At 70.2% G+C, this 20190-nt stretch carries 17 protein-coding genes and 1 tRNA gene; 10 read left to right on the top strand and 8 right to left on the bottom strand.

From position 1 onward, the window contains the following. Positions 1-201 precede the first annotated feature (201 nt). Entirely contained in the window at positions 202-456 is a 255-nt protein-coding gene (locus tag ACMV_RS06725) for a YMGG-like glycine zipper-containing protein (protein WP_048858383.1), read from the top strand. Between the two features lie 65 nt (positions 457-521). Here ACMV_RS06725 and ndk read toward each other — a convergent pair whose 3' ends face one another. Then, positions 522-944, bottom strand: coding sequence for a nucleoside-diphosphate kinase (gene ndk / locus ACMV_RS06720; RefSeq protein WP_011942152.1), 423 nt, complete (start codon positions 942-944; stop codon positions 522-524). 94 nt (positions 945-1038) lie between these two features. Here ndk and ACMV_RS06715 point away from each other — a divergent pair, with 94 nt between their 5' ends. Continuing rightward, on the top strand, positions 1039-2907 hold the full coding sequence (locus ACMV_RS06715; protein WP_013639942.1) for an ABC-F family ATP-binding cassette domain-containing protein: 1869 nt from the start codon (positions 1039-1041) through the stop codon (positions 2905-2907). Positions 2908-2917: 10 nt separating this feature from the next. Here the strand turns inward: ACMV_RS06715 and ACMV_RS06710 are convergent, their stop codons facing one another. Continuing rightward, complete coding sequence (locus ACMV_RS06710; RefSeq protein ID WP_013639941.1) at positions 2918-4168, bottom strand: AmpG family muropeptide MFS transporter; 1251 nt, start codon at positions 4166-4168, stop codon at positions 2918-2920. Between the two features lie 196 nt (positions 4169-4364). Between ACMV_RS06710 and ACMV_RS06705 the strand changes: the two genes are divergently transcribed. Both ACMV_RS06705 and typA read left to right on the top strand, forming a co-directional pair. Next, positions 4365-4847 (top strand): flagellar export chaperone FliS, encoded by a 483-nt coding sequence (locus tag ACMV_RS06705; protein WP_013639940.1) that lies wholly within the window; start codon positions 4365-4367, stop codon positions 4845-4847. A 143-nt stretch (positions 4848-4990) separates the two neighbouring features. Then, a complete protein-coding gene (gene typA / locus ACMV_RS06700) occupies positions 4991-6823 on the top strand; it encodes a translational GTPase TypA (RefSeq protein WP_007422590.1) in 1833 nt (610 codons plus the stop codon). Between the two features lie 66 nt (positions 6824-6889). Here typA and ACMV_RS06695 read toward each other — a convergent pair whose 3' ends face one another. The 6 genes from ACMV_RS06695 to ACMV_RS06670 are packed head-to-tail and all read right to left on the bottom strand — an operon-like array spanning position 6890 to position 13905. Next, positions 6890-7714 (bottom strand): aldo/keto reductase, encoded by an 825-nt coding sequence (locus ACMV_RS06695; protein ID WP_007422591.1) that lies wholly within the window; start codon positions 7712-7714, stop codon positions 6890-6892. A gap of 1 nt (position 7715) precedes the next feature. Beyond that, positions 7716-8762 carry a WD40 repeat domain-containing protein gene (locus tag ACMV_RS06690; protein WP_013639939.1) on the bottom strand — a complete coding sequence of 349 codons (1047 nt, stop codon included), beginning with the start codon at positions 8760-8762 and terminating at the stop codon, positions 7716-7718. Then, complete coding sequence (locus ACMV_RS06685) at positions 8759-9721, bottom strand: CobW family GTP-binding protein (protein WP_007422593.1); 963 nt, start codon at positions 9719-9721, stop codon at positions 8759-8761. Before ACMV_RS06685 ends, ACMV_RS06690 begins: the two co-directional genes overlap by 4 nt. Further along, a complete protein-coding gene (locus ACMV_RS06680; protein WP_013639938.1) occupies positions 9718-11019 on the bottom strand; it encodes an O-antigen ligase family protein in 1302 nt (433 codons plus the stop codon). Before ACMV_RS06680 ends, ACMV_RS06685 begins: the two co-directional genes overlap by 4 nt. Positions 11020-11026: 7 nt before the next feature. Then, positions 11027-12109 carry a glycosyltransferase family 4 protein gene (locus ACMV_RS06675; RefSeq protein WP_013639937.1) on the bottom strand — a complete coding sequence of 361 codons (1083 nt, stop codon included), beginning with the start codon at positions 12107-12109 and terminating at the stop codon, positions 11027-11029. Further along, a complete protein-coding gene (locus tag ACMV_RS06670) occupies positions 12106-13905 on the bottom strand; it encodes a PHA/PHB synthase family protein (protein ID WP_013639936.1) in 1800 nt (599 codons plus the stop codon). Before ACMV_RS06670 ends, ACMV_RS06675 begins: the two co-directional genes overlap by 4 nt. 62 nt (positions 13906-13967) lie before the next feature. Here ACMV_RS06670 and ACMV_RS06665 point away from each other — a divergent pair, with 62 nt between their 5' ends. From ACMV_RS06665 to ACMV_RS06640, 6 genes are all read left to right on the top strand, one after another. Beyond that, a complete protein-coding gene (locus tag ACMV_RS06665; RefSeq protein ID WP_011942143.1) occupies positions 13968-14621 on the top strand; it encodes an OmpA family protein in 654 nt (217 codons plus the stop codon). Then, the gene (locus ACMV_RS06660) at positions 14618-15829 is read left to right on the top strand and encodes an LL-diaminopimelate aminotransferase (protein WP_007423251.1); all 1212 of its coding nucleotides are present in this window, start codon (positions 14618-14620) and stop codon (positions 15827-15829) included. The genes ACMV_RS06665 and ACMV_RS06660 overlap by 4 nt, the downstream gene beginning before the upstream one ends. Further along, positions 15826-17115, top strand: a complete 1290-nt coding sequence (locus ACMV_RS06655) for a homoserine dehydrogenase (protein WP_007423250.1) — start codon at positions 15826-15828, stop codon at positions 17113-17115. Before ACMV_RS06660 ends, ACMV_RS06655 begins: the two co-directional genes overlap by 4 nt. A 30-nt stretch (positions 17116-17145) precedes the next feature. Continuing rightward, complete coding sequence (glpX, locus tag ACMV_RS06650) at positions 17146-18132, top strand: class II fructose-bisphosphatase (protein ID WP_007423249.1); 987 nt, start codon at positions 17146-17148, stop codon at positions 18130-18132. Then, positions 18117-19901 carry a single-stranded-DNA-specific exonuclease RecJ gene (recJ, locus tag ACMV_RS06645; protein ID WP_013639935.1) on the top strand — a complete coding sequence of 595 codons (1785 nt, stop codon included), beginning with the start codon at positions 18117-18119 and terminating at the stop codon, positions 19899-19901. The genes glpX and recJ overlap by 16 nt, the downstream gene beginning before the upstream one ends. Before the next feature lie 37 nt (positions 19902-19938). After that, positions 19939-20014 (top strand) — tRNA-Glu (locus ACMV_RS06640). Positions 20015-20190: the final 176 nt, after the last annotated feature.

Below are 20190 nucleotides of genomic sequence, written 5' to 3'. Positions count from 1 at the left end.
ACAACGTGGTCTGGTAACGCACCCTTCCGGGAGTGTCGATGCAGGGGCCGGATTACAGGCTGTAAACGCGGTTCACAAGGCTGCGGAGCGGCGATGCCACGAAGTCGCCCGATTGTCGCCGTTACAATGCCGACATGCGGGGGCCATGCAGTCGCAACGCGAAACCCTATATCGCTTGAAACAAAACAAGGAGATCCCGAAATGACTGTGAGATCGAAACAGGTGCTAATCGTTCCCGTGCTGCTCTCGGTGGTGGCGCTGGGGCTGGCGGGTTGCGGCTATACGCCCGGCCAGCGGGCTCTCTCTGGCGGCGCGATCGGCGCGGGCACCGGTGCGATCCTGGGGGCTGCGACGGGCGGCTCGGCGGCGACGGGCGCGCTGATCGGCGGCGCCGTGGGCGCGATCGGCGGCGCGGTGACCAATCCGAACCAGGTCAATCTCGGCCGCGCGCCCTGAGACCCGCGTGACCGCGGCATGAAAAAGGGGGCCCGAGGCCCCCTTTTTTGCATGTGCCGGTCAGATCAGCCGACGATCTCGACGCCGGCGAAGAAGAAGGCGATTTCCTGCGCCGCGGTGTCCGCCGCGTCGGAGCCGTGGACGGAGTTCGCCTCGATGTCCTCGGCGAATTCGGCGCGGATGGTGCCGGCCTCGGCCTTCCTGGGGTCGGTCGCGCCCATGATCGCGCGGTTGCGGGCCACGGCGTCGTCGCCTTCCAGAACCTGGACGACGACCGGACCCGAGGTCATGAAGCTGACCAGCCCGGCGAAGAACGGACGCTCCTTGTGGACGCCATAGAACGCCTCGGCCTGGTCCTTGGTCAGGCGGATGCGCTTCTGGGCGACGATGCGCAGACCCGCTTCCTCGAACTTCGCATTGATGCGGCCGGTGAGGTTGCGGCGCGTGGCGTCGGGCTTGATGATCGAGAGGGTGCGTTCGGTTGCCATGGGGAGCCTCGTGTCTGGAGTTGAGCCGTCGCGCGCGCCCTTACAGGGCCGGGCCGGGGTGGGCAAGTCCCGGCTTGTGCGATAGCAAGCGGCCATGAGCCTGTTGCGGATCGAAGACCTGTCCTTTTCCATCGCCGGCCGCGCCCTGCTGGAAGGGGCGGGGCTGGTCGTCGATCCCGGCCGCAAGGTCGGCCTGATCGGGCGCAACGGCGCTGGAAAATCCACACTTCTGAAGCTGATCGCCGGCACCCATGCGCCGGATGGCGGCAGCATCCGCCTGGCCAGCCGCGCGCGGCTCGGCACGGTGGCGCAGGAGGCGCCGGCCGGTTCGGTCACGCCCGCCGCCGTCGTGCTCGCCGCCGATACCGAGCGCGGCGCGCTGCTCGCCGAGGCCGCCAGCGCCGAACCCGAGCGGCTGGCGGCGATCCATGAGCGGCTGATCGCGATCGATGCTGAATCGGCGCCCGCGCGGGCCGGGGCGATTCTCGCCGGGCTCGGGTTCGACGAGGCGGCGCAGAACCGGCCGATGTCGAGCTTTTCGGGCGGGTGGCGGATGCGCGTCGCGCTCGCCGCCGCGCTGTTCGCCGCCCCCGACCTGCTGCTGCTCGACGAGCCGACCAACCATCTCGATCTCGAGGCGACGCTGTGGCTGGAGACCTGGCTCGCCCGCTTCCCCGGCGCGGTGCTGATGGTCTCGCACGACCGCGACCTGCTCGACCGCGCGGTGGACTCCATCGCCCATCTCGACCGCGGCAGGATCACGCTGACGCCGGGCGGCTTTGCCGAATTCGTCCGCATCCGCACCGAGCGGGCCGAGCAGCAGAACCGCGAGGCGGCGCGGATCGCCGCCCAGCGCGCCCACATGCAGGCCTTCGTCGACCGCTTCCGCGCCCAGGCGACCAAGGCGCGGCAGGCGCAGTCCCGCCTCAAGGCGCTGGCGCGGATGCCGGTGATCGACACGATCGTCGAGGACGCGCCGACGCGGTTCAGTTTCCCGGAACCGCGGCCGCTCTCGCCGCCGCTGCTCGCCCTCGACCGCGCGACGCTGGGCTATGACGGCAAGCCGGTGCTGCGCGAGGTGTCGCTGCGGATCGACATGGAGGACCGGATCGCCCTGCTCGGCGCCAATGGCAACGGCAAGTCGACCCTGGCCAAGGCGCTGGCCGGGCGGCTGGAGCCGATGGCGGGGACGTCGTTCCGCACGAGGGGCATCACCGTCGGCTATTTCGCGCAGCACCAGGAGGACGATCTCGACCTCGTGGACACGCCGCTCGGCCATCTCGCCCGCGCGCTGCCGAAGGCGACGGTGACGGAACTGCGCGCCCAGGCCGCGCGGTTCGGCCTCGACGCCGACCGGGTGGAGACGGTGGTCGGCCAGCTTTCCGGCGGCGAGAAGGCGCGGCTGCTGCTCGCCCTCGCCACGCGCGACGCGCCGCAGGTGCTGATCCTCGACGAGCCGACCAACCATCTCGACATCGATGCCCGCGAGGCGCTGGTGCGCGCGATCACCGATTTCGCCGGCGCGGTGGTGCTGGTGACCCATGACACGCATCTGCTCGACCTCGTGGCCGACCGGCTGCTGCTCGTCGCGGACGGGCGGGTTGCGGCCTATGACGACGATCTCGACTCCTATCGCCGGCTGATCACCCAGAAGCCGTCCGGCACCGCCGAGCGCAAGGCGGCGCCGGCGGCGAAGGACGACCGGCGGGCCCGCGCCGTCGCCCGCGAGGCGACCGCGCCGCTGCGCAAGGCCGCGCGCGACGCCGAGGCGGCGATCGGCCGGCTCGAGGCGGAGAAGCGGACGCTGATGGCGAAGCTGGCCGATGCCGGTTTCTATGCGCGGGCGAAGCCGGAGGAGATTTCGGCGATCAATATCCGCCTCGCCGCCATCGCCGGCGAGATCGAGGTCAAGGAGGCGGCCTGGCTGGAGGCCGAGGCGGCGCTGGAGGCGGCGGCGGGCTGACCGCCGCGGCTCATTCCGCGGCGAGGGCGGCCGGCGCGGGCGGATAGCGGCGCAGGATGTAGAGCATCACCGCCATCGCCGGCAGCGCCGAGATCACGGTGAATTCGTAGAAGGGCAGCCAGCCCATCGCATGGGCGAGGACGCCGGAGAAGCCGCCGATCGTGCGCAGGGCGAGGGCTGCGACCGAGGAGAGCAGGGCGTATTGCGTCGCGGTGTAGGCCTTGGTGCAGAGGCCGGAGAGATAGGTGATGAAGGCGGCATCGGCGATGCCTTCGGCGAAGCTCTCGGCGACGCTGGTCGCCAGCAGGATGTGCGGCAGATGCGGGTAGAGGCCGAGCAGCGGGTACAGAATCAGCGTGAGGGTCTGGAAGGCGCCGGCGGTGAGCAGGGCGCGGCCGACGCCGAGCCGGGCCACGGCGACGCCGCCGAGCGCCGTGCCGGCGAGGACGGCCACCAGCGAGGGCGGGCCGTTGGCGATGGCGATGGTCGCGCGGTCGAAGCCGAGATGGGTGTAGTAGGGCGCGAGCATCACCCCGGCCAGCGCCTCGCCGAGGCGGAACAGGATGACGAAGACGAGGATGATCCAGGCGCCCTCGCGGCTGAGGAAATCGGCGAGCGGGGCGATGACCGCCTCGCGGAAGCGGGCGCCGATCGAGACCGGCCCGCGCGCCGGCGGCGGGGCGGGTTCGGCGCAGGCCAGCGTTGCGGCGGCGCCGACGAGCTGGAGCGGCACCATCGCGAGGATCGCGACATGCCAGCCGGTGACGGTGGACAGGGCGATGACGCCGGAGCCGGAGATCAGCATCGCCGCGCGATAGCCCCAGACATAGCCGGCGGTGGCGGCGCCCTGCAGGTGCTGGGGGAAGAACTCGATCCGCCAGGTGTCGATCATGATGTCCTGGCTGGCCGAGAGGAAGGCGACGAGGCCGCCGGCCAGCAGGGTGGCGGCCAGGGCGTGCGCCGGGCGGGTGAGGGCGAGGGCGAGGACGGCGGCGGCGAGGCAGAGCTGGATCGGCAGCAGCCAGCCGCGCCTGCGGCCGAGCGCGCGGAAGGGGCGCGGCGGGCGGAACTGGTCGAGCGCCGGCGCCCAGAGGAACTTGAGCGAATAGGCGATGCCGAGATTGGCGGTGAAGCCGATCGCCTCCAGCGGCAGGTTGGCGCGGGCGAGCCAGAGCCGCAGCGTGAAGCCGGACAGGGCGAGCGGCAGGCCGGAGGAAAAGCCGAGCAGGCCGATCAGGGCGATGGCGCGAATCCGGTTCATGACGCCAATTGCCAGCGCTGCACCGGCTGCCGTCAAGCCGGGGGCGGGAATTCGTGACAACGGTTTAATCGTGCGGTGACGCGGGCATGGTTGCCCCGCGCCGTGCCGGACCCAAAGTTGCACGCCGGGACCGCTGTCGCGCGCCTGCGCGGCGGCGCGGTGCCGCAGGGGCGGCATTTCGAGGAAGGAGACCATCATGAAGACCGTTCTGCTGACTGGTTTTGCGCTGGCCCTGACGGGGGGCATGGCGCTCGCGCAGGCGCCGGCCCCGACCCGCATGGGCGGATCCGTGCCCTATGACGCCTCGGCCGGGACCTATCTCGGCATCGCCGGGCAGGCGGTCGCGGCGCATCAGGCGACGCGGGCGCGGGTCGCGCTCGGCCGGGCGGAGACGGACCTGCTGACCAACTCCTATGTGCAGGGCAGTGTGAACGGAGCGATCCGCACACCGGCGATCGATGCGGTGCGGCGGGCCCGCAGCGCCGTCGAGAGCGGCGACTACGAGCAGGCGCGCATGCTGATCCATCGGGCGATGACGATGATCGACCACCCGGCCGGCGCCGGCATGCCGATGCCCGCGCCGGGCGGCGGTTCGGCGATGCCGGCGCCGGGCGGCAGCGGAATGCCCGCGCATGGCGGCGAGCCGATGATGCCGGCGCCGGCACCCTCGGCACGATAGGCGCCGGGGCCGCGCTGGCCGGGCAGGGGGACGGCTTCGGCCGTCCCTTTTTCATCTCTTCATATCCCGTCTGCGTCACGAAGCTCGCTTTTGCACTGCAAAACGTGTAGAGGAGCCGCGTTGAACCCCGAAAGACCCGAATCATGACCGAGACCAAGCTGCGCAACGTGGCGATCATCGCCCATGTCGACCATGGCAAGACCACGCTCGTGGACAATCTTCTCAAGCAGTCCGGCTCGTTCGGCGCGCATCAGCAGGTGGCCGAGCGCGCGCTCGACCGCAACGACCTCGAGCGCGAGCGCGGCATCACCATCCTCGCGAAGTGCACCGCCGTGCAGTGGGGCGACGTGCGGATCAATATCGTCGACACGCCGGGCCATGCCGATTTCGGCGGCGAGGTCGAGCGCATCCTGAACATGGTGGACGGCGTGGTCGTCCTCGTCGATGCCGCCGAGGGCGTGCTGCCGCAGACCAAGTTCGTCGTCGGCAAGGCGCTGGCGCGCGGGCTGAAGCCGATCGTCGTCGTCAACAAGATCGACCGCCCGGATGCCCGCGCCGACGAGGTGCACAACGAGGTGTTCGACCTGTTCGCCGCCCTCGGCGCCAATGACGAGCAGCTCGATTTCCCGATGCTCTATGCCTCCGGCCGCCAGGGCTGGGCGACGCCGACGCTGGACGGGCCGCGCGAGAACCTCTCGCCGCTGTTCGACCTGATCGTGAGCCATGTGCCCGAGCCCGGCCTCGACGCCGACGCGCCGTTCGCCATGGTCGCGACCATCCTGGAGAGCGACAACTTCCTCGGCCGCGTGCTGACCGGCCGCGTCGAGCAGGGGCGGGCGACCGTGAACATGCCGGTGCGCGTCATCAGCTTCGACGGGCGCGCGGTGGAGACCGGGCGGCTGACCAAGCTGCTCGCCTTCCGCGGCCTGGAGCGCGTGCCGGTGGACGAGGTTTCGGCCGGGGACATCATCGCCGTGGCCGGCCTCAAGGAGGCGACCGTGCCGGATACGATCGGTGCCATGGAGATCGGCGCCGCGCTGCCGGCGATCCCGATCGACCCGCCGACGCTGTCGATGACCTTCCGCATCAATGACGGCCCGCTCGCGGGGCGCGAGGGCAAGAAGGTGACGTCGCGGCAGATCCGCGACCGGCTGTTCCGCGAGGCGGAGGGCAATGTCGCGATCCGCGTGACCGACTCCACCGAGACCGAGGCGTTCGAGGTGGCCGGGCGCGGCGAGTTGCAGCTCGGCGTGCTGATCGAGACGATGCGCCGCGAGGGCTTCGAGCTGACGATCGGCCGGCCGCGCGTGCTGACCCGTGACAACCCGGAGACGGGCGCGCGCGAGGAGCCGATGGAAGAGGTGCTGATCGACGTGGACGAGCCGTATTCCGGCGTCGTCGTCGAGAAGATGAGCCGGCGCAAGGGCGAGTTGCAGGATATCCGCCCCTCGGGCGGCGACAAGCAGCGGCTGACCTTCCACATCCCGAGCCGCGGGCTGATCGGCTATCACGGCGAGTTCCTGACTGATACGCGCGGCTCCGGCGTGATGAACCGGCATTTCATCGGTTACGGCCCGTGGAAGGGGACGATCGAGGGGCGGCGCAACGGTGCACTGATCGCCAATGCCGATGGCGAGAGCGTGCAATACGCGCTGTTCTACCTGCAGGAACGCGGCACGCTGTTCATCGGCGGCGGCGAGAAGGTTTACGAGGGCATGATCATCGGCGAGCACAGCCGGGAGAACGACCTCGACGTGAACCCGATCAAGGAGAAGAAGCTCACCAATATCCGCGCCGCGGGCAAGGACGACGCGCTGCTGCTGACGCCGCCGCGCCGGATGAGCCTGGAGCAGGCGATCGCCTATATCGAGGATGACGAGCTGGTGGAGGTGACGCCGGGCGCGGTGCGGCTGCGCAAGCGGCATCTCGATCCGCACGCGCGCAAGAAGGCCGAGCGGGCGTCCGACGCCGCCTGATCCGGCGGCGGTAGCCTTCAGAACGGGGTGAGGCCGGCCGGCGCGACAACGCCGGCCGGTTTTTTTTCAGTCCCAGTCCGGCGCGAAGGCCGGATCGACGAAGCGCTGGTTTTTCGGCAGGGCGGCGAGGGCGGCGCGGTCCTCGTCATCGAGGGTGATGGCGAGGGCGGCGAGGTTGGCGCGCTGGGTTTCCTCGCGCGCGGCCTTGGGGATTGCCGCGACACCGTCCTGGTCGAGCAGGTATTTGAGGGCGACCTGCGCCGGCGTTGCGCCATGTTTCGCGGCCACCTCCGCGAGCGCCGGATGGTCGCCGAGCCGGCCCTGGGCGAGCGGGCAATAGGCGGTGACGGTGATGCCGTGGGCCCGCGCGTAGTCGAGCACCGCGTCCTGCCCGAGCAGGACGTGATATTCCACCTGGTTGCAGGCGATCTCGGCGCCGATCGCCTCCACCGCCTGGCGCATCAGCGCGACGGTGAAGTTCGACACGCCGATATGCCGCACCAGGCCTTCATGTTTGAGATGCGCCATGGTGGCGAGGACCGCGGCGAGATTCATCGAGGGCGAGGGCCAGTGGATCAGGAAGAGGTTCACATGGTCGGTGCGCAGCTTGGCGAGGCTGGCCTCGATGGCGCGGCGCACGCCGTCCGGCGTGAGGTTTTCGTACCAGACCTTGGTGGTGAGGAAGATCTCGTCGCGCGGGATGCCGCTTTCGGCGAGGGCGGCGCCGACGGCCTCCTCGTTGCCGTACATCTCGGCGGTGTCGATATGGCGATAACCGAGCGCTAGCGCGCGGGTGACGGCGGCGGTGCAGTCGCGCCCGCTCATCCGCCAGGTGCCGAGACCGAGCTTGGGCATGGCGAGCGCGCCGCCGGTGATGGGCATGCTGGTCATGTCAGTCCTTTCGCGAGAAATCGATCAGGGCAAGAAAGCCGGACTCCGTGCCGAAGGCGAGATGGGCGCCGTTCGGACTCCAGCCGAGGGCGGAGACCGCGCCGCGCCCGGCGGCGGCGACGGGCAGGATGCGTTCGCGCGCGATGTCGGCCACGACGACCGAGCCGTCGGCGAAGCCGGCGGCGACGACCTCGTGCTGCGGATGGCAGGCGACGCGGCGGACCACCGTTTCGCCGGCGGCGAGTTCGAGCGGCGCCTTGCCCATCGGCCCGCCGCCGAAGAACGGCCAGATCACGATGGCCTCGGCGCCGGCGGTGGCGAGCCACTTGCCCGAGCGGGTGAAGTCGAGCGATTCGGGCTTTGTCGGGTAGCCGCTCATCCGCATGTGCTGGCCGTCGGGCAGTTTCCAGCCATGCAGCTCGTTTTCCTGCATGGTGGTGACCATCGCCTCGATATCGGGATGCAGGGCGATGGCGAGATGGCTGCCCTTCCATTCGAAGACCTGCGGCTTCGCGTTCTCGGAGCGCACGAACCAGAGCGAGGCGCCGTTGTAATGCGCGGCGGCGAGGCGGCGGTGCTTCGGATCGAGCGCCATGCCGGCGACGGTCGAGGGATGCGCGAGGGTGCGGAGTGTGGCGCCGGCGGCATCGAGCAGGTGGATCGTCTTGCCGACCGCGGCCGCCCGCAGCGGCGCCTTGCGGTCCGGCACGGTGAGAACGTGCTCGACCCATTTCATGCCGAAGCTGGCGAGTTCGGTGCTTTCGCCCGTTGCGGAATCGAGGCGTTTCAGCGCGCCGTCATCGCCGCCGGAGCAGAAGCCGCTTTGGTCGATATCCGGCGCGAGGGCGAGCACCGCGCCGTCGTGGCAGGCGTGTTCGGCGAAGTCGCCGCCGGCGAGGCCGCGCAGCACGATCCGCCCGTCACCGAGTCCGGCGGCGAGGGTGCCGCCGGCGCGGTCGAAGGCGAGGGCGGTGACGAACTCGGCGCAATCGTGAGAGACGCCGCGCACACGGAGCATCTCGTCCGCGTCGGTGACCATGCCGCTCATTCGGCGATGCAGCTTTCGAAGCCGCGGCGCAGCATCGGCCGGTTGAGATCGCGGCCGATGAAGACGATGCGGCTTTCGCGTTCCTCGCCATCCTTCCACGGGCGGATGAAATCGCCATCCGCCATCATGTGCACGGCCTGGAAGGCGAAGCGGCGATCCTCGCCGGCGAAGGCGAGGATGCCCTTGGTGCGCAGAATGTCCTGGCCCTGGGTGGCGAGGATGCCGCCGATCCAGGCGTTGAACAGCTCGGGGTCGAGCGGCTTCTTCACCGAGAGGCTGATGCTGCTCATGTGCTCGTCATGGGTGTGGGAATCCTCCTCGAGGAAATCCGGCACGGATTGCAGCACGCGGTCGAGGCTGAAGGCGTTGATGCCGAGCAGGCGGTCGGCCGGCACGTCGGCGCGGGTCGTGTGGTGGATCTGCGCGAAGCGGTTGATCGTGCGGATTCGCGCCTCGACATCGGCGAGTTCCTCCGGGGTGACGAGGTCGAGCTTGTTGAGCACGATGACGTCGGCGAAGGCGATCTGGTCCTCGGCTTCCGGCGCGTCGGCGAGGCGGGCGGGCAGGTTCTTCGCGTCGACCACCGTGACGATCGCGTCGAGCCTCGTCTTCGCCTTCACGTCCTCGTCGACGAAGAAGGTCTGCGCGACGGGGGCGGGGTTGGCGAGGCCGGTGGTCTCGACGATGATGCCGTCGAAGCGGTTGCGGCGCTTCATCAGCCCGCCGATGATGCGGATCAGATCGCCGCGCACGGTGCAGCAGATGCAGCCGTTGTTCATCTCGAAGACTTCCTCGTCGGTATCGACGACGAGGTCGTTGTCGACGCCGCGCTCGCCGAACTCGTTGATCACGACGGCGTATTTGCGGCCGTGATCCTCGGTGAGGATGCGGTTGAGCAGGGTGGTCTTGCCGGCACCGAGAAAGCCGGTGAGGACGGTGACGGGAACGAGATCGCTCATGCGGGAGATCCTGTCGTGGTGGGGCGTATCGTTGCTTCGGGATATAGGCAGGCGGGCTCGGGCGGACCAGAGCGCGGCAGGGCGAGGCCGAGGCCGAGCATGACGAAGAGCCAGCCCGCCATCGGCAGCACGGCGAAATTGTCGGTCGAGGCGAGCGGCCAGGCATAGGTCAGCACGCCGATGAAGGCGCCGAGCGCCATCGGCCGGCGCATGATTCCGCGGCCGAGTGCCAGCAGCCAGGCCGCGTTCATCGCGGCGAACAGCACGAGGCCGATCAGCCCGCCATCGAGGGCGGCCTGGAGATAGAAATTGTGCGGATGGATGTTGCAGGCGCCGCGCTTCAGGCTGGTCGGCCCGATGCCGAGCGCGGGGAGGCCGCGATCGAACCGCGGCTCGGGGCAGAAATCGCGGAAGCCGTTGAAGCCATAGCCGCGCAAGGGGGCGTGCTCGATCATCACCGTTGCCCGCGTGTAGAGTTCGCCATAGGGGCTTTTCGCGAAATGGCTGACCTGGCGGCCGGTCTCCAGCACCAGCTTGTCGAAACTGGGCGGCGAGACCAGTTTCAGCGCCGGGATCGCGAGCACGATCAGCACGCCGAGGCCGATCGCCGGCAGGCGGATCGGCCGGAAGGCGAGGGCGGTGACGGCGAGGCCCAGCAGCGCCAGCGCGAAGGGCATGCGCTGGCCGATCACCAGCGTTGTCGCGAAGCCGAGCCCGCCGACGGCGGCGGCCGCGAGTTTCGGCGCGGTGCCCCGCCGCGCGATCAGCGCCGCGATGACGGGCAGGGCGGTGAGAAACAGCAGGTGGCTGAACGGCGGGCCGGCGCGCGGCGCCCAGAACGGGCCGGTGAGCGCGCCGTCGCCCCAGCGGTGGTCGCCGAAGATGTTCACGCCGAAAATCTCCTGCTGCCAGCTTTGCAGCAGGATCCAGGCTTCGCAGGCGGCAAGGGCGAGCCAGAACCGGGTGCGCGCGGCCGGTGTATCGAGCACCCAGTGGCCGAGGGCGGCGGCGAGCACCAGCAGGCGGATCAGCACCAGCGCCTGGGTGAAGGATTTCCAGCCGCCCGGCCCGAGGCCGAGGGCGGGGATCGGCGTCGAGCAGATCATCACCGCGATCCACCAGAGGCAGCCGAACACGAACCAGGGCTGCCGCGCCCAGCGCCAGTCGCCGGTGCGGGCGGCGTGGACGAGGAACAGGATATCGACCGCGCCCATCGCCAATTCGGCGCCGGCGCGGGCGTAAAGCAGGCCAAACGGCAGGATCAGGGCGGCGATGAGGGCGGCGCGTTGCATGGTCATGCCCCGCTCATACCGGCGTTTCGGCGTCGCGCAACCGCTGCAGGCGGGCGGCGATGACGGGCGTGTCGAACAATTGCGCGCGGGCGCGGCCGGCGGCGGCGAGGCGGTCGCGGGCCGCGTCGTCGCCCGCCAGACGCAGGAAGGCGGCTTCCAGCGCGGCGGCGTCGCCGGGCGGCACCAGCAGCCCGGCCTCGCCCACCACTTCCGGCAGGCCGCCCGCCCGTGTCGCGACCAGGGTGGCGCCGGCCGCCATCGCCTCCAGCGCGGTCAGGCCGAAGGGTTCGGGCCAGCGGCTCGGGACCGCGACGATCGCGGCGCCGGCCATCGCCGCCAGAACCTCGTCGTGCGGCCGGTAGCCGTCCCAGGCGATGCCGGCGGCGCCGGCGCGGGCCCGCATCTCGCGCACGAACGGGGTTTCCGGACTGTCCGGCCCGAAGCGGTCGCCGCCGATGATGCGGGCGGACCAGCCGGGCAGGCGCGGCAGGGCAGCGGCGCTGGCGGCGATGAAATCGGCGATGCCCTTGCCCTCGACGATGCGGCCGGCGAACAGGATTTCGCGCCGCCGCGCATCGGGAGGTGCCGGCAGTTCGGCGAGGGTGAGCGGGTTGTGCAGCGTGACGAGGCGGGCGGTGTCGGCAAGGCCGGTCGCGTAGCGGGCGCGCAGATGATCGGAGACGCAGACCACGGCGTGCAGGCGGCGCAGCGTGCCCGCCCGCGCCGCCGGGCTGGTGAGGCCGCGCATCGTCGTCGGTTCGTTGTGCAGGAACAGCATCACCCGGCTACCGGGCAGCAGGCGCGCGGCAAGCCGGGCGAGGCGCGGCTGCTGGTGGATGTCGATGCTCGCCGGGCGGAGCCGCCGCAGCCGGCGCAGCACGCCGGCATTGTAGGCGAGCGGCGCGCGGAAGCGGACCGGATCGCAGGCAATGCCGGGAAAGCCCGGCTCCGCGCAGGCGGCGCCGATGACCGAGGCACCGGTGGCGGCCGCGAGCCGCCGGACGACCAGGGCGATCGCGCCGGCCCGGCCGGGGACAAAGGCTTCGCTGGCGGGCAGCACCATCGCGATGCCGCCGGCCGCATCCGGCTGGTTCAAGCCGATCGGACTTTCACGTAATCGCCGGGGGCATCGGCGAGGGCGGGGAGGGCGCCGTCGCCGGGTGTGCGGGCGGGAACCTCGCCGCGGCCCTGTGCGGCGATCCAGCGCTGCCAGTCCGGCCACCAGGAGCCGGCCACCTCGGTCGCGCCGGCGAACCAGTCCTCGGCGTTCGCCGGCAGGGTGGCGTTGACGAAATGGTTGTATTTGCCGCTGCCCGGCGGGTTGATCACGCCGGCGATATGGCCGGAGGCGGCGAGCACGAAGCGCTTCGGCCCGGCCATCAGCTGCGTCGCGCGGTAGGTGCTGGCCCAGGGGGCGATGTGGTCCTCGCGGCAGGAGAGGAAGTAGACCGGCACCTTGATCCGCCGGAGATCGACCGGCGTGCCGTCGAGGGTGATGGCGTCCGCCTGGCTCAGCAGGTTCCTCTGGTACATGTTGCGAAGATAGAACGAGTGCATCGCCGCCGGCATGCGGGTGGAATCGGAATTCCAGTAGAGCAGGTCGAAGGGGAAGGTCTCGTTGCCGAGCAGGTAGTTGTTGACCACGAAGCTCCAGATCAGGTCGTTCGAGCGGAGCATGTTGAAGGTGGTGGCCATCGCCGAGCCTTCGAGATAGCCGCGCCGGTTCATCCGGTCTTCCAGCGCGGCGAGCTGTTCCTCGTCGATGAAGACGCCGAGTTCGCCGACATCGGCGAAATCCGTCAGCGTGACGAGGAAGGTCGCGGACTTGATCCGGCTGTCGCGCCGGCGGGCCATCACCGCGAGGGTGGCGGCGAGCAGCGTGCCGCCGAGGCAGTAGCCGATCGCGTTCACCTGGCGCTCGCCGGTGGCCTGCTCGATCGCGTCGAGGGCGGCGAACACGCCGAGTTTCATGTAGTCGGCGAAATCCTTCTCGGCGAGGCGCTCGTCCGGGTTCACCCAGCTCGCGACGAAGACGGTGTGCCCCTGCTCGACGGCCCAGCGGATGAAGCTGTTCTTGGGGCGCAGGTCGAGGATGTAGAACTTGTTGATCCAGGGCGGGAAGATGACCAGCGGGGTCTTGTGCGCCGTCGTGGTCGCCGGGGCGTACTGGATCAGCTCCATCAGCTCGTTGCGGTAGACGACCTTGCCCGGCGTGACCGCGATGTTGCCGCCGACGCTGAAGGCCTCGGCGTCGGTCATGCGGATGTGCAGCTGGCCGCGCCCGGCCTCGAGATCGCGCAGCAGGTTCGACAGGCCGCGCAGCAGGTTTTCGCCGCCGGTCTCGGCGGTCTTGCGCAGGACCTGGGGGTTGGTCAGGGCGAAGTTCGACGGGCTCATCGCGTCGACGAACTGGCGCGCGTAGAAATCGACCTTCTGCGCCGTCTTCGGATCGAGCCCGTCGACGCGGCGGACCACATCCTGCACGAAGCGGGCCGAGAGCAGGTAGCTCTGGCGGATGAAGTCGAAGATCTCGTTTTCCTTCCATTCCTCGTGCTGGAAGCGCTTGTCGCGCGGGTCCGGCGGCACCACCGGCTGGGTCTCGATTCCCATGATGCGGCGGGTCGAGTGCTGCCAGAGCGTGACGTAATCCTGCCAGAAGCCGATCTGCGCCTCGATCAGCGACGCGGGATTGGCCATCAGCCGGGCCATCATCTCCATGAACGCGCTGCCGATGTTGAGCGGATCGATCGCGACATCGGCCTCGTGCTGGCGTTGCAGCCATTCGGCCACAATGCGCTGCGATCGGGCCGCGATATCGGCCATGGTGCGGGAAAAAGCGGCGGGATCGGGAAGGTTTGGGGCTTCCGTCCGCGGATTTTGCTGTTCGGCCATCGACGCTCCTTCCGGCTCCGGGATGCAGGCGCTAAGGTTGGTGGCGCAAGCGAGGAGCCGAAGTGACCTATAGCCAGATTCCGCCCACCCCTGAAACCCCGAGTCGAATCGTCGCCGTAATGGCCGCGCTCGCGGTGATCGCGCTGTCGGGCTGCGCGGCCTACAGCCCGGCGGCGCTGCTGCACCGCTACGAGGGCGGGGTGATCAGCTCGGGGCCGCCGCCCGCGCCGGGGCTCGATTCGCCCTGGCCGAACCTGGCTTCGGTGCCGCCGCGGCCGACATCGATTTCCCCCGCCGATCAGGCGGCGCTGCGCGGGCGGCTGGAGGCGGCGAATCGCGGCCAGAACCTCATGGCTGGCCATGAGCCGCCAGCCCCCGCCGCGGCGCCGCCGCCGCCTTCCGTGCCGCCGCTGCGTCTCGGCTTCCGGCCGCGCGAAGCCGTGCTGTCGCCGGCGCAGATCGCGCTGCTGGGCGCGTTCGCGGCGCGGCGCGCCGGGCGCCCCATTGCCGCAATCGGGTTTGCGCCAGGGCGTGATCCGGCCGGCTTGCGGCTCGCCCTTCTGCGCGCGACGGCGATCGCCAACGCGCTCGAGGTCGCCGGCGTGCCGGCGGCAGACATTCGCCTCGAAGCGCTCGCCAGCGGTCGCGGCGGTGCGGCACAGATGTTATACCCCCGCCACAAACCCACCACACCGGACGCTCAGGACCGATCATGACCGAGGAATTTCACCGCATCCGCCGCCTTCCACCCTATGTCTTCGCGGAGGTGAACCAGGCGAAGGCGGCCGCGCGCAACCGGCGCGAGGACATCATCGACCTCGGCATGGGCAATCCCGACAGCGCGACGCCGCCGCATATCGTGGCCAAGCTGGTCGAGACCGTGGCCGACCCGCGCAGCCACCGCTATTCCACCAGCAAGGGCATTCCCGGCCTGCGGCGCGCGCTTGCCGCGTATTACGACCGCCGCTTCGGCGTGAAGCTGAACCCGGAGACCGAGGTGATCGCCACACTCGGCTCGAAGGAGGGGCTGGCCAACCTCGCCAACGCGATCACCTCGCCGGGCGACACGATCCTGGTGCCCAACCCGTCCTACCCGATCCACCAGTTCGGCTTCATCATCGCCGGGGCCTCGGTGCGCTCGGTGCCGGCCACGCCGGATGACGAGATGCTGCGCGCGCTCGACCGCGCGGTGCGGCACTCGGTGCCGAAGCCGACCGCGCTGATCGTGAATTTTCCTTCAAATCCAACGGCGTATCTCGCGACGCTGGATTTCTACAAGGAAATCGTCGCGTTCGCCCGCAAGCACGAGATCTTCATCCTGTCCGATCTCGCCTATGCCGAGATCTATTTCGAGGGCGAGCCGCCGCCCTCGGTGCTGCAGGTCGAGGGGGCGAAGGACATCACGGTGGAATTCACCTCGATGTCGAAGACCTATTCGATGCCGGGCTGGCGCATGGGCTTCGCCGCCGGCAATCCGCGGCTGGTCGCGGCGCTCGCGCGCATGAAGTCCTATCTCGACTACGGCGCCTTCACGCCGATCCAGGTCGCGGCGACGGCGGCGCTGAACGGGCCGCAGGACTGCGTCGAGCAGATGCGCACGCTCTACCGCGAACGGCGCGACGTGCTGATCAAGGGACTCGCGCAGGCAGGCTGGGACGTGCCGAGCCCGGCGGGGTCGATGTTCGCCTGGGCGCCGATTCCGGAGCGCTTCGCGCATCTCGGCTCGGTCGATTTCGCGAAGCTGCTGCTGGAGCGCGCCAAGGTCGCGGTCGCGCCGGGGATCGGCTTCGGCGAGTATGGCGATGGCCATGTCCGCATCGCGCTCGTCGAAAATACCCATCGGCTCCGGCAGGCGGTGCGGAACATCCGCGCCTTCATGGCACCGGGCAATGCGCCCAACCAGCAGGAGAGCGTCTCGGCATGAATGGTGAACTGTCGGTCGGGATCGCCGGGCTGGGGACGGTCGGCGCCGGGGTCGTGCGGCTGTTGCAGGAGAATGCGGCGATCATCGCCGCGCGGGCCGGTCGGCCGGTGCGCGTGGTGGCGGTGTCCGCGCGGGACCGGACGCGGGATCGCGGGGTGTCGCTCGAGGGTATCCGCTGGGTCGAGGACCCGCTGGTGCTCGCCACCGATCCGGCCGTGGATGTCGTCGTCGAGCTGATCGGCGGTGCTTCAGGTGCCGCGCGGGACCTGGTCGAGGCGGCCCTGGCCGCGGGCAAGCCGGTGGTGACGGCGAACAAGGCGCTGATCGCGCAGGCGGGCGGCGACCTCGCGGGGTTGATCCGCGGCGGGCCGGGCATCCGCTTCGAGGCGGCGGTGGCGGGCGGCATTCCCGTCATCAAGGCGCTGCGCGAGGGGCTCGGCGCCAACCGGATCGCCAGCGTGTCCGGCATCTTCAACGGCACCTGCAACTACATGCTCACGCGGATGCGCGACGAGAAGATGGAGTTCGCCGACGTGCTCGCCGAGGCCCAGGCGCTCGGCTATGCCGAGGCCGACCCCTCGGCCGATATCGACGGGGTGGATACCGCCCACAAGCTGGCGATCCTCGCGGCCATCGCCTTCGGCCGCCAGGTGGATTTCGGGGCGGTGCATGTCGAGGGCATCCGCCGGATCAGCGCGGTGGATATCGCCTTCGCCGACGAGCTCGGCTACCGGATCAAGCTGCTCGGCATCGCCCGCGCGAGCGAGGCCGGAATCGAGACCCGCGTGCATCCGGCGATGGTGCCGGAGAACTCGGCGCTGGCGAAGGTGGATGGCGTGAACAACGCGGTCGTGATCAGCGGCGAGCCGGTGGGCGATATCGTGATCCAGGGGCGCGGCGCCGGGGCGGGGCCGACCGCCTCGGCCGTGGTGGCCGACCTGATCGACCTTGCCCGCGGCCGGCAGACGCCCATGCTCGGCATGGCGCCCGATGCGCTGCGCAGCGAGGCCTCGGTGCCGATGGCGGCGCATCGCGGGGCCTATTGCCTGCGGCTGATGGTGCTGGATCAGCCCGGCGTGATCGCCGATGTCACCGCGGTGCTGCGCGATCACGGCATCTCGCTGGAAACGATGCTCCAGCGCGGCCGCAGCCCGGGCGATGTGGTGCCGGTTGTGATCATCACCCATGAGACTGACGAGGCCGCGATGGCGGCGGCGCTGGTGCAGATCGCCGCACTGCCGGCGGTGCAGGAGCCGCCGGCGCTCATCCGCATCGAACAGGCCTGATCGACGCTCGACCCGCAGGAGACCGCGAAGATGGACAACGCCAAGACCCCGGCCCAGTCGGACCGTAACCTCGCCCTCGAACTCGTGCGCGTCACGGAAGCCGCCGCGCTCGCGGCCTCGGCCTGGATCGGCCGGGGCGACAAGAACAGCGCGGATGGGGCTGCCGTCGGCGCGATGCGCCAGGCGTTCAACGCGGTCGCGATCGACGGTGTCGTCGTGATCGGCGAGGGCGAGATGGACGAGGCGCCGATGCTCTATATCGGCGAACGCGTCGGCGCCGGCGGACCGGAGATGGACATCGCCGTCGATCCGCTCGAGGGCACGACCATCGCCGCCAAGGGCGCGCCGAACGCGATCGCGGTGATCGCGCTGGCGGAGCGCGGCAACTTCCTGCACGCGCCGGATATCTACATGGACAAGATCGCGGTTGGTCCCGATCTGCCCGAGGGGGTGGTGGCGCTGGATGCGCCGGTTGAGGAAAATCTCCGCAACCTCGCCCGCGCCAAGCGGTGCGACATTTCCGACCTGATGGTCTGCACGCTGGAGCGCGAGCGCCATGCCGAGCTGATCGCGCGGTGCCGCGAGGCCGGCGCGCGGATCACCCTGATCGGGGATGGCGACGTTTCGGGCGTGATCGCGGTGGCGCAACCCGAGGCCGGGATCGACATCTACATGGGCTCGGGCGGCGCGCCGGAGGGCGTTCTCGCCGCGGCCGCGCTGCGCTGCACCGGCGGGCAGATGCAGGGACGGCTGCTGTTCGAGGACAGCTCGCAGATCGACCGGGCGAAGGGCATGGGCATCGCCGATCCGTCGCGGCTCTACCAGGTTCACGAAATGGCGGCGGGCAACGTGATGTTCGCGGCGACCGGCGTGACCACCGGCCCGATGCTGCGCGGCGTGCGGCGGTATGCGACCGGCGCGGTGACGCACTCGATCGTGATGCGGTCGAAATCCGGCACCGTCCGCTATATCGAGGCGCATCACAACTTCCAGACCAAGCCGTGGACGCCGGCCTGAACGGGGCGGCGCCGGCTTTCGGGGTCGAACGCAGCCTGACCGGCCGGCGCTGGCTCTGGCGCCCGGCCGCGGACCGCACGGCGCAGGCCATCGCCCAGCGCTGCGGCGTGCCGGACGTGATCGGCCGGCTGCTCGCCGGGCGCGGCGTGATGCCCGATCATGCCGCGGATTTCCTCGAGCCGACGCTGCGCGCCTATCTGCCCGATCCCTCGGCGCTGACCGACATGGATGCCGCGGCGGCGCGGATCGCCGATTCAGTGCAGCGCGGCGCGACCATCGCGATCTTTGGCGATTACGATGTCGACGGCGCCTGTTCGGGCGCGCTCATGGCGCTGGGCCTTGGGGAACTTGGCGCGACGACCATCAATTACGTGCCGGATCGGCTCCGCGAGGGCTACGGGCCGAACGCGCCGGCGCTGCGGGCGCTTGCCGGGCAGGGGGCGGAACTGGTCGTCTGCGTCGATTGCGGAACGGCGGCGCATGAGGCGCTCGCGGCGCTCGACGGCCGGGCGGATGCCATCGTTCTCGACCATCACAAGAGCGAGGGGGCTCCGCCCGCCATCGTGGCGACGGTGAACCCGAACCGCGCTGACGATGCGTCGGGCCTCGGCAACGTTTGCGCGGCGACGATCAGCTTCCTCACCCTCGTCGCCGTGCAGCGCGAACTTCGCCGGCGGGGCTTCTTCGCGACGCGGCGCGAGATCGACCTGCTGTCGATGCTCGACCTCGTCGCGCTTGCGACGGTCTGCGACGTGATGCCGCTCACCGGCCTCAACCGCGCGCTGGTGACCCAGGGGCTGAAGGTGATGGCGCGGCGGGAACGGCCGGGAATCGCGGCATTGCTCGACGTCGCGCAGGTGAGGGAGGCGCCGGGCACGATGACCTGCGGCTTCGCGATCGGCCCGCGGATCAACGCCGCCGGCCGCATCGCCGAGGCGGATCTCGGGCTGCGCACGCTGCTCGCCGCCGAGCCGGCGACGGCGATGGTGCTGGCGCGCCGCCTCGACGAGATCAACCGCGAGCGCCAGGCGGTGGAGGCCGGGCTGCTGGACGAGGCGATGACCGACGCCGAGGCCCAGTTCGCCGCCGGCGCGCCGGTCGCGCTGGTTGCCGGCGAGCAATGGCATCCGGGCGTGGTCGGCATTGTCGCCGGCCGGATCAAGGAAACCTTCAACCGTCCGGCCCTGGTCGCGGGAATCGCGGAGGGCAGGGCGGTGGGTTCTGGCCGCTCGGTGCCGGGGGTCGATCTCGGCAGCGCGATCATCGCCGCGCGCGAGGCGGGGCTGCTGATCAAGGGCGGCGGCCACGCCATGGCCGCGGGTTTCACGGTGGAAGCCGGTCGGATCGAGGCGCTGCGCGGCTTCCTCGCAGAGCGGTTGGCGGTGGCCGCGACGCTGCCGGACGCGGCCGATCTGCCGATCGAGGGCATGGCGGCTGTCGGCGGGATCGACGAGGCGCTCGCCGCGGCGATCGGCCGCGTCGGGCCGTTCGGCGCCGGCAACGAGGAGCCGGTGTTCGTGGTGCCGCGGGCGCGGGTCCTGCGGGCGGACCGCATCGGCCGGAACGAGGCGACGATCCGCGCCTTCGTCGAGGGCGAGGCCGGTGGCCGGCTGAAGACGATCCTGTTCCGCGCCGGAGACGGCGACCTTGCGGCCGCGCTGGCCCGTCCGGGCGGCGCACCGCTCAATCTTGCAGGTCACATCCGCGCGGAACAATGGAATGGCAGAACCTCGGTCAGCCTGATCCTGATCGACGCCGCTCCCGCTTGACCTGCCCCCACCACTCGGCTACCCACACTTTCAGAAAGTCCCGTTCGTCTAGAGGCCTAGGACGTCGCCCTCTCACGGCGATAACAGGGGTTCGAATCCCCTACGGGACGCCACTTGCGATGGATCTGGGCACCGTCAATCGCACTGGGTTCATGATCCCACCCGATGGCTGCTGCCAGGGCTGAACGCCGACCGTCGATGCTCACGGTGCCGGTCTCCACCATGATTTCGCTGACGAACATCCGCAGATAGGCTTTAGATAGGCTTTCCGGAACGCCGGATCGTCGTT

The sequence above is a fragment of the Acidiphilium multivorum AIU301 genome (assembly GCF_000202835.1).
GTDB classification, from domain to species: Bacteria; Pseudomonadota; Alphaproteobacteria; order Acetobacterales; family Acetobacteraceae; genus Acidiphilium; species Acidiphilium multivorum.
This window is presented reverse-complemented; position numbering and strand designations above follow the sequence as displayed.

What these genes read in the sequence shown, in the direction of transcription:
- ACMV_RS06725 (WP_048858383.1), top strand. Translation starts at nt 202, where the DNA reads ATGACTGTGAGATCGAAACAGGTGCTAATCGTTCCCGTGCTGCTCTCG.
- ndk (WP_011942152.1), bottom strand. Translation starts at nt 944, where the DNA reads ATGGCAACCGAACGCACCCTCTCGATCATCAAGCCCGACGCCACGCGC.
- ACMV_RS06715 (WP_013639942.1), top strand. Translation starts at nt 1,039, where the DNA reads ATGAGCCTGTTGCGGATCGAAGACCTGTCCTTTTCCATCGCCGGCCGC.
- ACMV_RS06710 (WP_013639941.1), bottom strand. Translation starts at nt 4,168, where the DNA reads ATGAACCGGATTCGCGCCATCGCCCTGATCGGCCTGCTCGGCTTTTCC.
- ACMV_RS06705 (WP_013639940.1), top strand. Translation starts at nt 4,365, where the DNA reads ATGAAGACCGTTCTGCTGACTGGTTTTGCGCTGGCCCTGACGGGGGGC.
- typA (WP_007422590.1), top strand. Translation starts at nt 4,991, where the DNA reads ATGACCGAGACCAAGCTGCGCAACGTGGCGATCATCGCCCATGTCGAC.
- ACMV_RS06695 (WP_007422591.1), bottom strand. Translation starts at nt 7,714, where the DNA reads ATGACCAGCATGCCCATCACCGGCGGCGCGCTCGCCATGCCCAAGCTC.
- ACMV_RS06690 (WP_013639939.1), bottom strand. Translation starts at nt 8,762, where the DNA reads ATGAGCGGCATGGTCACCGACGCGGACGAGATGCTCCGTGTGCGCGGC.
- ACMV_RS06685 (WP_007422593.1), bottom strand. Translation starts at nt 9,721, where the DNA reads ATGAGCGATCTCGTTCCCGTCACCGTCCTCACCGGCTTTCTCGGTGCC.
- ACMV_RS06680 (WP_013639938.1), bottom strand. Translation starts at nt 11,019, where the DNA reads ATGACCATGCAACGCGCCGCCCTCATCGCCGCCCTGATCCTGCCGTTT.
- ACMV_RS06670 (WP_013639936.1), bottom strand. Translation starts at nt 13,905, where the DNA reads ATGGCCGAACAGCAAAATCCGCGGACGGAAGCCCCAAACCTTCCCGAT.
- ACMV_RS06660 (WP_007423251.1), top strand. Translation starts at nt 14,618, where the DNA reads ATGACCGAGGAATTTCACCGCATCCGCCGCCTTCCACCCTATGTCTTC.
- ACMV_RS06655 (WP_007423250.1), top strand. Translation starts at nt 15,826, where the DNA reads ATGAATGGTGAACTGTCGGTCGGGATCGCCGGGCTGGGGACGGTCGGC.
- glpX (WP_007423249.1), top strand. Translation starts at nt 17,146, where the DNA reads ATGGACAACGCCAAGACCCCGGCCCAGTCGGACCGTAACCTCGCCCTC.